This window comes from Stappia sp. MMSF_3263, from assembly GCF_030733745.1.
In the GTDB taxonomy this organism is placed as follows: Bacteria; Pseudomonadota; Alphaproteobacteria; order Rhizobiales; family Stappiaceae; genus Stappia.
Genome location: NZ_JASHIK010000005.1, coordinates 201,648 through 213,807, shown reverse-complemented (window position 1 = coordinate 213,807; position 12,160 = coordinate 201,648). Strand labels below are relative to the sequence as shown.

14 protein-coding genes and 1 tRNA gene are annotated in these 12,160 nt (G+C 64.4%); 9 read left to right on the top strand and 6 right to left on the bottom strand.

Annotated features, from left to right (window positions below; all coding sequences use genetic code 11):
- The first annotated feature begins 19 nt into the window (after positions 1 to 19).
- Genes RBB46_RS08360 through RBB46_RS08335 form a run of 6 tightly spaced genes read left to right on the top strand, consistent with a single transcriptional unit; the run spans position 20 to position 5,483 of the window.
- A complete protein-coding gene (locus tag RBB46_RS08360) occupies positions 20 to 1,201 on the top strand; it encodes a hypothetical protein (RefSeq protein WP_306028486.1) in 1,182 nt (393 codons plus the stop codon).
- The gene (locus tag RBB46_RS08355) at positions 1,198 to 2,172 is read left to right on the top strand and encodes a methyltransferase domain-containing protein (protein WP_306028485.1); all 975 of its coding nucleotides are present in this window, start codon (positions 1,198 to 1,200) and stop codon (positions 2,170 to 2,172) included. The genes RBB46_RS08360 and RBB46_RS08355 overlap by 4 nt, the downstream gene beginning before the upstream one ends.
- Entirely contained in the window at positions 2,169 to 2,984 is an 816-nt protein-coding gene (locus tag RBB46_RS08350; protein ID WP_306028483.1) for a class I SAM-dependent methyltransferase, read from the top strand. Before RBB46_RS08355 ends, RBB46_RS08350 begins: the two co-directional genes overlap by 4 nt.
- Positions 2,981 to 3,898 (top strand): spermidine synthase, encoded by a 918-nt coding sequence (locus RBB46_RS08345; protein ID WP_306028481.1) that lies wholly within the window; start codon positions 2,981 to 2,983, stop codon positions 3,896 to 3,898. Before RBB46_RS08350 ends, RBB46_RS08345 begins: the two co-directional genes overlap by 4 nt.
- A complete protein-coding gene (locus RBB46_RS08340; protein ID WP_306028480.1) occupies positions 3,895 to 4,650 on the top strand; it encodes a YqcI/YcgG family protein in 756 nt (251 codons plus the stop codon). Before RBB46_RS08345 ends, RBB46_RS08340 begins: the two co-directional genes overlap by 4 nt.
- A complete protein-coding gene (locus tag RBB46_RS08335; protein WP_306028478.1) occupies positions 4,647 to 5,483 on the top strand; it encodes a carbon-nitrogen hydrolase family protein in 837 nt (278 codons plus the stop codon). Before RBB46_RS08340 ends, RBB46_RS08335 begins: the two co-directional genes overlap by 4 nt.
- A 20-nt stretch (positions 5,484 to 5,503) precedes the next feature.
- Here the strand turns inward: RBB46_RS08335 and RBB46_RS08330 are convergent, their stop codons facing one another.
- From RBB46_RS08330 to RBB46_RS08320, 3 genes are all read right to left on the bottom strand, one after another.
- Positions 5,504 to 6,079, bottom strand: coding sequence for a GNAT family N-acetyltransferase (locus RBB46_RS08330; protein WP_306028476.1), 576 nt, complete (start codon positions 6,077 to 6,079; stop codon positions 5,504 to 5,506).
- Positions 6,076 to 6,621, bottom strand: coding sequence for a pyridoxamine 5'-phosphate oxidase family protein (locus RBB46_RS08325; protein ID WP_306028475.1), 546 nt, complete (start codon positions 6,619 to 6,621; stop codon positions 6,076 to 6,078). The genes RBB46_RS08330 and RBB46_RS08325 overlap by 4 nt, the downstream gene beginning before the upstream one ends.
- Before the next feature lie 240 nt (positions 6,622 to 6,861).
- Complete coding sequence (locus tag RBB46_RS08320; RefSeq protein ID WP_306028473.1) at positions 6,862 to 7,341, bottom strand: response regulator transcription factor; 480 nt, start codon at positions 7,339 to 7,341, stop codon at positions 6,862 to 6,864.
- A 478-nt stretch (positions 7,342 to 7,819) separates the two neighbouring features.
- On the opposite strand from RBB46_RS08320, the gene RBB46_RS08315 reads away from it, so the two are divergent.
- Together RBB46_RS08315 and RBB46_RS08310 are read left to right on the top strand one after the other, a co-directional pair.
- Positions 7,820 to 8,206, top strand: a complete 387-nt coding sequence (locus tag RBB46_RS08315; protein ID WP_306028471.1) for a helix-turn-helix transcriptional regulator — start codon at positions 7,820 to 7,822, stop codon at positions 8,204 to 8,206.
- The gene (locus RBB46_RS08310; RefSeq protein ID WP_306028470.1) at positions 8,184 to 8,726 is read left to right on the top strand and encodes an SRPBCC family protein; all 543 of its coding nucleotides are present in this window, start codon (positions 8,184 to 8,186) and stop codon (positions 8,724 to 8,726) included. Before RBB46_RS08315 ends, RBB46_RS08310 begins: the two co-directional genes overlap by 23 nt.
- Positions 8,727 to 8,779: 53 nt before the next feature.
- Here the strand turns inward: RBB46_RS08310 and RBB46_RS08305 are convergent, their stop codons facing one another.
- Positions 8,780 to 9,205: a VOC family protein gene (locus tag RBB46_RS08305; RefSeq protein ID WP_306028469.1), complete on the bottom strand. Its 426-nt coding sequence runs from the start codon at positions 9,203 to 9,205 to the stop codon at positions 8,780 to 8,782.
- A gap of 309 nt (positions 9,206 to 9,514) precedes the next feature.
- Positions 9,515 to 10,420: a LysR family transcriptional regulator gene (locus RBB46_RS08300; RefSeq protein ID WP_306028467.1), complete on the bottom strand. Its 906-nt coding sequence runs from the start codon at positions 10,418 to 10,420 to the stop codon at positions 9,515 to 9,517.
- Between the two features lie 316 nt (positions 10,421 to 10,736).
- Here RBB46_RS08300 and RBB46_RS08295 point away from each other — a divergent pair, with 316 nt between their 5' ends.
- Positions 10,737 to 11,774: an aldo/keto reductase gene (locus tag RBB46_RS08295; RefSeq protein WP_306028578.1), complete on the top strand. Its 1,038-nt coding sequence runs from the start codon at positions 10,737 to 10,739 to the stop codon at positions 11,772 to 11,774.
- A gap of 41 nt (positions 11,775 to 11,815) precedes the next feature.
- Here the strand turns inward: RBB46_RS08295 and RBB46_RS08290 are convergent.
- A tRNA-Ser gene (locus RBB46_RS08290) sits at positions 11,816 to 11,905 on the bottom strand.
- Positions 11,906 to 12,160: the final 255 nt, after the last annotated feature.

Genomic DNA, 12,160 nt, shown 5'->3' with positions numbered 1-12,160 from the left:
CCAAGCATTGGAGAACACCATGGATCAGACCGCCTACTTGATGGACATGCGCGCCTCGAAGATCAATTCCGCTTTCTATCTCTACAGCACGGAGAAGATCGAGGAGAACTTCGCCCGTTTCGAAAGCGTCGCCTACCCGAACACCGATGTCTTCTTCGCCTCCATGGCGAACGACAATCCCCACCTCCTGACCCTGATCCGCGAACGCGGCATGGGTCTGTTCGTGAACTCCCTGAAACACCTGCGCCTGGCGGAATCCTGCGGCTTCCCCGCCGACCGGGTGATCTTCGCCAGCACCGGGCTGACCGCCGCGATGATGCGCTACCTGGTCGCGCGCGGCATCAAGCTGCATCTGGACTCGATCAGCCAGATCGAGCTGTTCGGCACGCTTGGCATCAAGGCCGAGGTCGGGCTGCGGCTGAACACCTCGGAGCGCTCCCGCATCAGCCCGTTCTCGGGCAATGACAGCCGCATCGGCATCCAGGACCACGAGCTCGACGAGGCGCTCGACGCCTGCGAACGCCTTGGCCTGACGGCAACCGGCAGCCATGTCTATATCGGCACCGACATTGTCGATGTCGACGAGATGATCGCCGGCGTCGAACGCTCGCTTGAACTTTCAGACCGGTTTCCCGATCTCGCCTATGTCGATGTCGGCGGCGGCTTCCCGCTCGACGAGACGCGTTTCGACTTCGACGACTACAACGCCCGCATCACCGCCCTGCTCACCGAGTTCTCGAAGAAGCGCGGGCGGCCGATACGGCTGGTCATCGAGCCGGGCCGGGCGATGTTCGGCAATGCGGCGTGCTTCTACGCCCAGGTCACCGACATCAAGAAGCGGGACGGACACTACTTCGTCTGCGTCGACGCCAGCGCCTCGATGATCCCGCGCGCCATGTTCTACGAGGACTACAATCCCGTCCGCGTGATGAGCAATGGCGGCGGCCCTCGCCCGGATTTCGACCAGCCGGTCGACGTCGTCGGCAACACCACCTATTCCCGCGACTTCCTCACGAGGCGGCAGACGATCCCGCAGGTCGAGATCGGCGAATGGCTCGAGTTCGACCAGGCCGGATCCTACTGCTACTCGATGATCACCCGCTTCCTGGGCCAGACCTTCCCGCCTGAATACCTGGCGAGCAAGTCCGGCGGGCTGACGCTGATCCGTCCGGGCGACGTGACCGAGGAGGCGGTCCAGTGAGGCGGGCAGCCAACCCCGCGGCGTCCCCGCACCCGGCATCGGGTGCGCGGCCGTCCGACTGGCCCCGCACATGGACCTTCGAGGGCATCGCCGCCGGCGAGGCGCATTGCCACGAGGTCGTCGAGCGGCTGTTCATGGCGGACGACGGCGACCAGTGCATCGAGGTGGTGCGGACCCGCTCCTTCGGGCGCGGGCTGCTGCTGGACGGCCGCATCCAGCACCTGGAAGGCGACGAATACATCTACAGCGAGGCGATCGTGCACCCGGCGGCCCTTGCCGTCGGCAAGGCATTGAAACGGGTGCTCGTCGTCGGCGGAGGCCCGGGCGGTGCGGTGCGCGAGGTGCTGAAGCACCTGTCCGTCGAGGAGGTCGTCCAGGTCGAGATCGACCGGCGGATGGTCGACCTTGCCCGTCGTCACTTCGCGCATGTCGCAAGGGGGTTTCACGACGATCCCCGCTTTCGCCTGGTGATCGCCGATATCCGCGACTACCTCGCCTCGGCGCCGCTGCCCTTCGACCTCGTCATCCACGATGTCAGCGAGCCCCTGCCCGGATCCCCTGCCGAGTTCCTGTTCTCGCCGGAACATTTCGCCGCGATGGCGCAACTTGTCTCGACCCGGGGCGCCTTTGTCACCTGGGCCGGGGCCGCCGGTCCCTGCGCGGGGCATGAGGCATCAAGGATACATGCGCTGACGGCCGAGCATTTCGCCCGTGCCGAAGGGCTTGTCTGCCATGCCCAGTCCTACGGCACCTCGTGGCTGTTTTCCGTCGGATCGCATCGCGACCTCGATCTGGAGGGCCGCTCCGCCAGCCTCGTCGACCGGTTGCTGGCAACCCGGCTGGACGGGACCCTGACCTACTACGACGGCATCACCCACAAGCACATGGTGTCGCTTCCCAAGGACCTGCGGGCGCGCCTGGCCGCGCGCGGCACCGCGCCCGTATCCGCCTTTCAGGAGGAACTGTCATGAACGGCAATCCATCGCCCGCGCCCGAGGACTTCGCAGGTGTCCAGGCCCTTTACGACGAGACCATGGCCGACAATGCGCACGTCCACGATCTCATCTACCCGCATGTCTTTGGCCCGGACCAGTATATCGGCCAGTTCAGCGACAACAGCGCCAACGAGTTGCGGCTGATGGGTTCGCTCATGCAGCTGGCGCCGGGCTCCCGCGTCCTCGACCTTGGCTGCGGGCGCGGCCTCGTGGCCGCGTTCCTGGCGCGCGAGATGGAATGGTCGGTCACCGGGATCGACCTTTCGCTCGTCTCCGTGGCGGCCGGCCGGGACCGGGATCACGACGTCGAGCTGATCGCCGGCAACGTCTACGAGCATGCCTTCCCCGACCCCTTCGACGGCATCTACAGCACCGGCGCCGCCTGTCACTTCGACGCGGCCCGGCTGTTCGCCCGCGCCCGGGCGCTGCTGCGACCCGGCGGCCGGCTCGCCATCTTCGAACGCACCCGCCTCGGCGACATCGATGCCGACGACTGGAACCGGCTCACCCGCGACTGGAAATGCCCGCATGTCTACACCACGCAGGAATACGGGGAGCTCCTGGCCGTCGCCGGTTTCCGGGTCCGACATGTCGTTGACACGACCGAGCGCTTCCGCCTCTGGCAGGAACGCTCCGTCGATGCCCGCAAGGCACTGCGCGAGGAAATCGTCGCGGCCACCTCGCCGGACTATTTCGAAACCTCGCTGGCACTGGCCGCCTATGAACATGACGTCTCGAAAAAGGGGCTTCTGGGTTATGCCGCGGTGATCGCGGAGGCGGTCTCGTGACGGGTCTCGCGCCTTTGCGGCACCCGCTGCTCGAGGAAGCCGACAGCCGTCTGCTGGAGATCGCCGCCGTCCTGGCGGAAGGCGACACCGGGCTCACCAGCTACCGGATCGCCCGTCTCGCCGCCTATGGCCGGGCCCTGCTGATCGACGGGCTGATCCAGTCCTGCGAGTTCGACCAAGGCCTCTACCACGAGATGCTGATGTCGCCGGCGGCCGCCCTGCATGGCAACCTGCGCAAGGTGGTCGTGGTCGGCGGCGGCAACGGCGGCATCCTCAACAAGCTGCAGCACCTGCCGGGCCTGCGGGCAGTGCGTCATGTCGACCTCGACCCGGCGCTGGCGGAACTGTGCCGCTATCACATGCCGCACCTGCAGCCGCAAACGCCCTTCCCCTTCGACTACCGGATGGAATTCGACGACCCGCACGCCTGGCTCGTACGCCAGCGCGGCGATCTCGCCGGCTGGGCGGATCTCGTTCTGCTCGACCTTCCCGACGCTGCCGGAACCTCCTACGCCAACACCGTGTTCGAGACCGGCACCCTGGCCGCCGCGGCCGACCTGCTCGCCCCCGGCGGTCTCCTGGCCACCCATGTCGGCCACAGCCATCCCGCCTCTGTCGGGTTTCAGGCATCCACCACGGCACGCCTGCGGCACCTGTTCGCCGACGTCGTCATCTACGACCAGTACATCCCCAGCTTCGCCGTCCCCTGGGGCTTCGCCATCGCCACCCGGGACCGGAAGCTGAACGGTTTTGCCGGCAAGTCCATGGCGCGCCGGATCGCGGCCCTGCCGCCGACAATGCGCCGCCACTACGACCACACCACCCATCTCGCCCTGCTGCATCGCCCGGCCCTGTTGCGCGATGCCCTCGACGCGGCGGCACGGACGACCACGAACAAGGAGACGACGACATGACGCTGACCGCCCAGACAAAGGTCGAATCCGACGCGGGCGACCTGACGCCGTGGCAGCAAGCGGCGGCTCGCGGCTTTCTCGAGCGCCTGCGGATGCCGACGAACTTTCCCTGTTTCTTTTCCCAGAACGCCTGCCGCCGGGGCCGCATCCTCTTTGCCTTCGTCGACAGCCTCGCCCCTGAGGAACTCGCCCGCGCCGCCGACGATCTGGGCGCTTATGTGCGGCGCTCCAGGGAGTGGGATGGCGATGTCGCGACCGCCGAGCCGCTCGTCGTGCTGTTCGATCCCGCGGCGGTCGCGGCCGATACGGTCGAGGCCTATCACGACATCGGCTGGAAAGTGCTGCAGGCCTGGCACGACCTCGATCCCGCCGCCTGGCCCGACGAGGTCTCCCGGGTGCCCTCCAGTCCGTTCTGGACGATGTGCTTTGCCGGCATGCAGCTCTTCGTCAACATGAGCAATCCGGCGCACCGCATCCGCCGCAGCCGCAATCTCGGGCGCGCCTTCGCCTTCATCGTCAACCCGCGCGAACGGTTCGACATCGTCGCCGGCGACAATCCTCGCGGCCGCGCCGTACGCGAGCGGTTGCGCAAGCGCATCCACGCCTATGACGGACTGCCCCACAGCCCCGCGCTCGGCAGCTTCGAGGCCGGCGAGATCGAATGGTGGCAATACGGACTTGCCGAAACCAACGCGGCGCCCTCCGGAACCTGCCCCATGAGGATGCGCAAGCCCGCGGGGAGCGGGCAATGAGCCCCCTGCCCCGCCAGCCGTACGGCGATGCGTCGCTTGCCATGGCCGTCTGCGAATTGCCGGACGGCCTGACGCCTGGCGACGCGGCCTGGCAACGCCTGGTCTCCCTCGTCGACACGCACCGCCCGCAGGCCCTGCTGCTCAATGAGCTGCCATTCGGCGCATGGCCGGCTGCCGCCCCCCGGTTCTGCCTGCACGAAGCCGGGCAGGCTGCGGCGGCACACGCGGCCGGCGTTGCCGCGCTGGATGCGATCGCGGTTCCGGCGCTGTTCGGCTCGACGGCGCTGCCGGCGCCGGACGGACTGATCAACGAGGGATTCGCCAGGATCGGAACCCGCTACCACGCGCTTCATCACAAGCTGTGCCTGCCGGAGGAAGCCGGCTTTCACGAAAACACCTGGTTCCGGCCGGGACACCAGACGTTCGGCCTGCTCGATCACGCCGGCTTTCGCTTCGCCTTCGCGATCTGCTCGGAGCTGATGGTGCCGGAGGTCGGCCGCTCGCTCGTGCGCGCCGGCGCCGATGTGCTGCTGGTGCCCAGGGCCAGCACGGCCGACGGGCTCGACCGCTGGATCGCGGTCGCCAGGGCCACCGCCATCGTCAACGGCTGCTATGTGCTGAGTTCAAACAGGAGCGGCGGCGGGGGAACGGTCCCAGCCTTCGGCGGCAGCGGCTTTGCGGTGGCGCCGGGCGGCGAGGTGCTCGCGCTGACCACGCCCGACGATCCGCTGGTTGTCGTCAGCCTGTCGCGGGACAGCCTTGCGGGCGCACGCGCGCAGTATCCGCTCACCATAAGCGCGCATCTGGATCTTCCCTCGCCGCGCCCGCGATGAAAAGGGCCGGGAAAGGCGCCTCAGTCGGCCAGGTCGTATCGCATGATCGGCCGGGTTGGCGAGCCCCTTGCCACCTCCTTGAAGCCCGCACGCAGGAAGTTCTCGCGAAAGCCGGTCCATGCATAGGAGACGGGATAGGACGACTTTTCCGGCGCCACCGGATAGCCCTCCAGGCACTCGGCGCCAAGCTCCCGGCCAAGCTCGATCGCGCCCGCGAGCAGGGCAGCGGAGACGCCCTTCCGGCGGTGGCTGCGGGCGATGTAGAGGCAGGAAACCGACCAGACCGGCCGCGCGTCGACAGGCTTCAGCACCCGCGATGTGCGCAGGCGAACGAAGACCTCGCGCGGGGCGACGGACACCCAGCCGACAGGCGTCTCGCCGTCATAGGCAAGCACGCCCGGCGGCGGCCCGGTGCGCACCAGATCCTCCATCGCCGTACGGGTTCCCTCGCCCCGCAACTCGTCATAGGCGCCCTTGCCCAGGCGCCAGAGCATGCACCAGCAACCGCCATATCCGCCCTTCGGCCCCATCAGCCGTTCGAAATCGGCGAACCGCTCCCCCGTCAGGGGAAACGTCTGAAGGCCCGAACCGCTCACGGATCGATTCCCGTCGGCTTTCCGTCGATGCTGAGGCTGTTCTTGCGCCGCCAATAGGCCTCGACCCCCTCCTTGCCCATCTCGGCATAGAAGGGCACGAGTTCCTCCTCGCCCCGCTGCTCCTGGAAGGTCATCACAGGGACGCCCGAGCCGCAGGAGGTCTGCACCATGTCGATCTCCATGTCGAAGATCTGGCGCGTGCCCGCCATCTCGGCAAACAGTGCGGCAAGCGCGCCGAACCCTTCGTCACGCGGATGCAGCACCCTGGCCCGGCCGTAGACCCTCAGGATCCGGGCCTCGCCGCTGAATGCGCAGAACATCAGCGTCATCCGGTTCGCCTCGCGAAGGTGCGCGGCCGTTTCGTTGCCGCTCCCCGAGAGATTGAGCCACACGATCCGCGTGTCGCTCATGATGCGCAGCGTATCCAGTCCCTTCGGGGAAATATTGACCCGCCCTTGCGGCGCGGCGGTGCCCACGAAAAACATCTCGCGCTGCACGACAAAGTCCCGCAGCGTTCCGTTCAGCTTGTTCGAAACGGCCATGGTGAATACAACTTCCTTCGGTTGGCAGGATCAAAAAAATTACCACAGGTTGTATTGCGAGGTCGAGACGATCCGGTGATTTGATGCAAGCATCAGGGCATTGGGCGGCCAATTTCCGCGCTGGCAGGCCGACCGGCCGGAGCACAAGGGTGCAGGGCCTCCAGGCACCAGCGGCCGGCATCCCCCGCCCGGCGCGCTTGGCCAGCCCCCCCTGTCAGGCGCCTCCGGGCTGCGCCGGTCTCAAGAACCTGCGCTCTGGGGCGCACCCTGGGCGGAGACCACGAGTTGGGACCTCGACCGCAGATGGGCGGCCACCTTGCTGCGCCGGTCAAGGTCCAGCTTGCCGAGGATGGCGTGAACATGGTTCTTGACCGTTGCCGGGCTGATATTGAGCTTGTTGGCGATTTCCTTGTTGGTCAGCCCGCGCTCCAGCAGGTGGGCGATTTCTGTCTGGCGTCTGGTCAGCAACGTTCTCTCCTCCTCGCCGTCCCCTCCCGCCCCGGCACAGCCATCCGACCGGTCGACGACCAGATGGAAATTCAGCGTGATGTAGTCGTCCCCCGCTGCCGGGTCCGGGATCTTTCCTTCCGGGCATCCGTCCGCATAGGCGGTTTTCACACCCTCAAGAAACGCCAAGAGGCTGGAACTTCTGACCTCTAGGCTGTTCTGCGACAGGTCCGTCAATTCCAGCACGACATCGAACTTCGCAGGCTCCGACATACCAAGCACCCTTGAAATAATTCCAATGACTTAACTAAGATCTACTTAAATAGTTAATACAAATAAATAGACCACATTTCCCATTTTCGACTTATCTAGCAATATTGAATCTAGGATCTAAAATCTGGATCTTTAATACATTTTAGATATTACTAAGATTTATACGAATGAGAAGAGTGCCATGGCAGAAATTTGCAAGGATCAAGTGAGTCCAACCCGCCGGACTGCGTTGAAAAAGAAAGAAGAAGCCCGCTTCACGCCCGCTCGATCGCGGCCATGCGGGATACCTGGCCATGCGAAAACTTCATCCAGTGATTGAATGAATTCAGAATACATTCAGAAGGTGCGCGCCCATCATCCCCCGCGCTGCGCCCGGATCGCCCTGCCACGACCGCCACGCAGCAGCTACGCCAACAAAAATCGCATTCATTAAACCAAACGGTTGACTCACTGAAAAATCCCGTTATCAATAAACCTCATGGTTGAATTAAACACACCCCAGCTCAACGCTGTCTTCCATGCACTCGGCGACGCCACGCGCCGCCGGATGCTTCACGAACTCGCGGATGGCGAGAGGACCGTAAGCCAGCTTGCGGAACCGTTTGCCATCTCGCTCGCTGCTGCGTCGAAACACGTCAAGGCCCTCGAAAACGCCGGTCTCATCCGCCGCGAGGTCCGCTGGCGCACGCATGTCTGCTCGCTTGAGCCCGGCCCGCTGGCCAGCGCTCACCAATGGCTCAGCGCCTATGAACGCTTCTGGACCGGACGCCTGGACGTGCTCGAAGGGCTCCTGCGCCAGGAGAAAACCTCCACTCCCCCCACGAAACCCGAAGGAGAAGAAAATGACGGAACTGGCAAACCTTGAAGCCCACGGCACGCTCATCGAGCCGGCAACGCTGGAGATCCGGCGTGTCCTGCCGGCCTCTGTCGAGCGCGTCTGGGACTACCTCACCGACAGCGAGTTGCGTCGCCAGTGGCTCGCCTCCGGCGACATGACGATGAAGGCCGGAACGTCCTTCGAGCTCGTCTGGCGCAATGACGAGCTTGCCTCGCGTCCCTCCGTCCCGGGAAACCGTCCGGATGGATATGGCGATGAAGAGCGCATGCAAAGCCGGATCCTCGAGCTGGACCCGCCCCGCAGGCTCGTCATCACATGGGACACGGACGGCGAGGTCGCCTTCGAGCTCGCCCCCCGTGGCAACGAAACACTGCTGACCATCGTTCACAGCCGCCTTGCAAGCCGCGCCGCGCTGCTGGGTGTGAGCGCCGGCTGGCACATGCATCTCGACGTTCTGCTCGCACGCATGAACGCACGGGACCCGGAGCCGTTCTGGGACGGCTGGAGGCGTCTGAGGGTTGAATACGACGAACGGTTCGCCGCCTGACGACGAGACACGGGCTCCCTTCACGGGAGCCCGTGGCATTTCAGAACACGGGATCAGTCCTGCGGGGGAAGCATCTGCGGGTTCCAGACGATCTCCCACAGATGTCCGTCGGGATCGCGGAAATAGCCGGCATGGCCGCCATAGAACGTGTCCTGGGGCGCCTTGATGATCTCCGCGCCTGCCCGCCGGGCCTGCTCCATGATCCGGCCGACGTCTTCGCGCTGCGAAACATTGTGTCCGATGGTGAAGGCAGTGGAACTGACAGGCTGCTCGGGAAGGCCGGTGTCGAATGCCAGGTCGCTGCGCGCCCAGATCGCCAGCTTGAGCCCGCCCGACAGGTCGAAGAAGGCGACCGCGCCATGTTCGAACTCCCGGCCGACAATGCCCTCTGTCGGCAGGCCGAGACCGTCGCGATAGAAGACGAGCGATTTTTCGAGATCGGCCACGCCAAGCGTGAAAACGGAAATACGTGGTTGCATGTCCATACCCTTAGCTGTCAGCACCCGCACGATGCAGGCACCTTGACGACAGTCTTGGGCCGCTGCACGCGCAGCGGAAGGATCCGCGAAGCGGGGGCCGGACCAACCTTCCCGAACCTAACCTGTTTCACACCCCCAACGGCTAGCTCCGTCTTCCGTGCAGGTCAACGCCCGCTTCGCGTTGGCCGGCTGCGGCCGGATCGGGAAACACCGCAAGAAGATTTCGAAACCCGTCACCTGGCGGGCAGCCGCCCGGCAGCCGAAGAAACGGAGGACGACACATGCGCCGTAGCCCTCTGAATTGGCGCGTCATGACACCTTCCCGTGTTCCGCCAGGAAGTCCAATACCGCCCTGACGCGCGACGGCAGAGGCCCGCCCTGGCCGATATGGACGACGTGAAACGCCTCTTTTTCACCGGCATCAAGGTCGCAAAGAACAGGTGCGAGCTTTCCTGCGGCGATGTCTGCGCGGACGGTGAACTCGGCAAGGCGGGCAAGGCCAACGCCCGAAAGCGCCAGTTGGCGCAAACCTTCACCATCGCTCGCCTGTACCTGGCCGGTGACTGGCACGAGTTTGATCTCGCCATTTTCCCGCAACGCCCAGCCGTCGACTGCACGTGCATAACCAAAACCAAGACGGTTGTGCCCTTCCAGATCGGCAATGCTGCGCGGTTCGCCGTAGCGTTCCAGGTATGAAGGGGCGGCGACGATGGTCAGCGCCGTTTCGCCGAGCTTCCGGGCAACGAGGCTCGAGCTTTTCATCGGCCCCGCCCTGACCGCGACATCGGTGCGCTCGGCAAGGAGATCGACCACCGCATCCGTTTGAATGATGTCGAGCGTCACGGCCGGATGCAACGCCAGAAACTCCGGCAGCACCGGCGCCAGGACATGGTTGAAATATGAGGCGCTGGTGTTGATGCGAACGCGGCCCACCGCCTGCTCGCCAATGCCCGCCACCCGTTCAGCATCCTCCATATCGGCAAGGATGCGTGTTGCCCGCTCGTAGAATGCGCAGCCCTCAGGCGTGAGTTGAAGCTGGCGCGTCGAGCGATTGAGCAGTCTCGTGCCAAGCCGCGCTTCCAATCGTGCGATCAGCTTGCTGACCGCCGAAGGCGTCATGCCCGCAACGCGGGCAGCCGGCGAAAACCCGCCCTGTTCGACCACGCGAACGAACACATCCATCTCACCGGAGCGGTTGGTTTCAATGCGCGCCATAATGACTTCATCTCACAAGTTATTTTCCGTCAGGCAGGCTATTTCATCAAGCGCGGCGCGTCTATCTCTCACGAAACAGAACTGAATGACGGTCGGGATTTATCGTGCCGCAGGATCGGAGCGAAGACGAAGCGACGGACTGGCGAGTTGACCTGCGCGCCGCCCGGTATTGCTCGGCCTGTGGACCACCATACTCGGCCATGCAGGCGTTTTCGCTGTCTTCACCTGTATCGCGCCGCTCCTGACAGAAGTCAGCGATGTCGACAAAAGCGCCCTCTCACCGAGCCTTCTTGCCCTTTCACTAAGGAGTATTCTCATGGACTACCGTCCCCTCGGAAAATCCGGCCTCAAGGTGCCGGCCCTCAGCTTCGGAGCCGGCACCTTCGGCGGCACCGGCCCCTTGTTCAGCAATTGGGGCACGTCCGACGCCACCGAGGCACGCCGTCTCGTCGACGTCTGTCTGGAGGCCGGCGTCAACCTGTTCGATACCGCCGATGTCTATTCCGATGGTGCTTCCGAAGAAGTTCTTGGCGAGGCTCTCAAGGGCCGGCGCGGCGCGGTGCTTATCTCGACCAAGACCAGCCTGCCGATGGGCGACGGCCCAAACGATGCCGGGTCCTCGCGTCACCGGTTGATCCGGGTCGTCGAGGATGCACTGCGCCGCCTTCAGACCGACTATATCGACCTTCTGCAACTTCACGCCTTCGATGCCGGCACACCGGTCGAGGAAGTCCTCTCTACGCTGGACATGCTCGTCCGCACGGGGAAAGTGCGCTATGTCGGCGTGTCCAATTTCTCGGGTTGGCAGATCATGAAATCGCTGGCCGTCGCCGACCGCCATGGGTGGCCGCGCTATGTGGTCAACCAGGTCTACTACTCGCTGGTCGGACGCGACTACGAATGGGACTTGATGCCGCTCGGGCAAGATCAGGGCCTCGGCGCCATGGTCTGGAGTCCGCTTGGCTGGGGGCGCCTGACGGGCAAGATTCGCCGCGGCACACCGCTACCCGAAGGCAGTCGCCTGCACGAGACTGCCGGTTTCGGCCCGCCGGTGGACGACGAGCACCTCTATCGTGTTGTCGATGCTCTCGATGTCGTCGCGGAGGAAACCGGCAAGACCGTCCCGCAGATCGCCCTCAACTGGCTGTTGCAACGCCCGACCGTTTCATCGGTCATCATCGGTGCGCGCAACGAGCACCAGCTTCGCCAGAACCTCGGCGCGGTCGGCTGGCATCTGACGAGCGAACAGATCGCCAAGCTTGATGAAGCCAGCGCCGTCACCACACCCTATCCGCATTTTCCATACCGGCGACAGGAAGGCTTTGCGCGACTCAATCCACCTATCTCGGGATAGGGATCGGCAGCGATAGCGAGTTGTCGAGGGCAATCGGGGAATGGCGGAGAGGATGGGATTCGAACCCACGATACCGTCTCCGGTATACTCCCTTAGCAGGGGAGCGCCTTCGACCACTCGGCCACCTCTCCGTGGCGTCCTTTTCGGAGATTTGCACCGGTTTGGCAAGAGCATATCATGAAGTTTTGGACAGAGATTTGTGTGGCACAAAAAAGCACAAAACGCGACTAATAACGCCGTCCTGCATGAACGAAGGCCATTTCCATCAAAATGGCAGACAGAAATCAGTCCGACGACCTGAGACCCTATCACCATGCAGGAACCCTAGCGCTCCAGCTGAATCGAAGATTTCTTGTGAAAGCCAACGACTTCAGACAGCTCGAAAC

What these genes read in the sequence shown, in the direction of transcription:
- RBB46_RS08360 (WP_306028486.1), top strand. Translation starts at nt 20, where the DNA reads ATGGATCAGACCGCCTACTTGATGGACATGCGCGCCTCGAAGATCAAT.
- RBB46_RS08350 (WP_306028483.1), top strand. Translation starts at nt 2,169, where the DNA reads ATGAACGGCAATCCATCGCCCGCGCCCGAGGACTTCGCAGGTGTCCAG.
- RBB46_RS08340 (WP_306028480.1), top strand. Translation starts at nt 3,895, where the DNA reads ATGACGCTGACCGCCCAGACAAAGGTCGAATCCGACGCGGGCGACCTG.
- RBB46_RS08335 (WP_306028478.1), top strand. Translation starts at nt 4,647, where the DNA reads ATGAGCCCCCTGCCCCGCCAGCCGTACGGCGATGCGTCGCTTGCCATG.
- RBB46_RS08325 (WP_306028475.1), bottom strand. Translation starts at nt 6,621, where the DNA reads ATGGCCGTTTCGAACAAGCTGAACGGAACGCTGCGGGACTTTGTCGTG.
- RBB46_RS08320 (WP_306028473.1), bottom strand. Translation starts at nt 7,341, where the DNA reads ATGTCGGAGCCTGCGAAGTTCGATGTCGTGCTGGAATTGACGGACCTG.
- RBB46_RS08315 (WP_306028471.1), top strand. Translation starts at nt 7,820, where the DNA reads ATGGTTGAATTAAACACACCCCAGCTCAACGCTGTCTTCCATGCACTC.
- RBB46_RS08310 (WP_306028470.1), top strand. Translation starts at nt 8,184, where the DNA reads ATGACGGAACTGGCAAACCTTGAAGCCCACGGCACGCTCATCGAGCCG.
- RBB46_RS08305 (WP_306028469.1), bottom strand. Translation starts at nt 9,205, where the DNA reads ATGCAACCACGTATTTCCGTTTTCACGCTTGGCGTGGCCGATCTCGAA.
- RBB46_RS08300 (WP_306028467.1), bottom strand. Translation starts at nt 10,420, where the DNA reads ATGGCGCGCATTGAAACCAACCGCTCCGGTGAGATGGATGTGTTCGTT.
- RBB46_RS08295 (WP_306028578.1), top strand. Translation starts at nt 10,737, where the DNA reads ATGGACTACCGTCCCCTCGGAAAATCCGGCCTCAAGGTGCCGGCCCTC.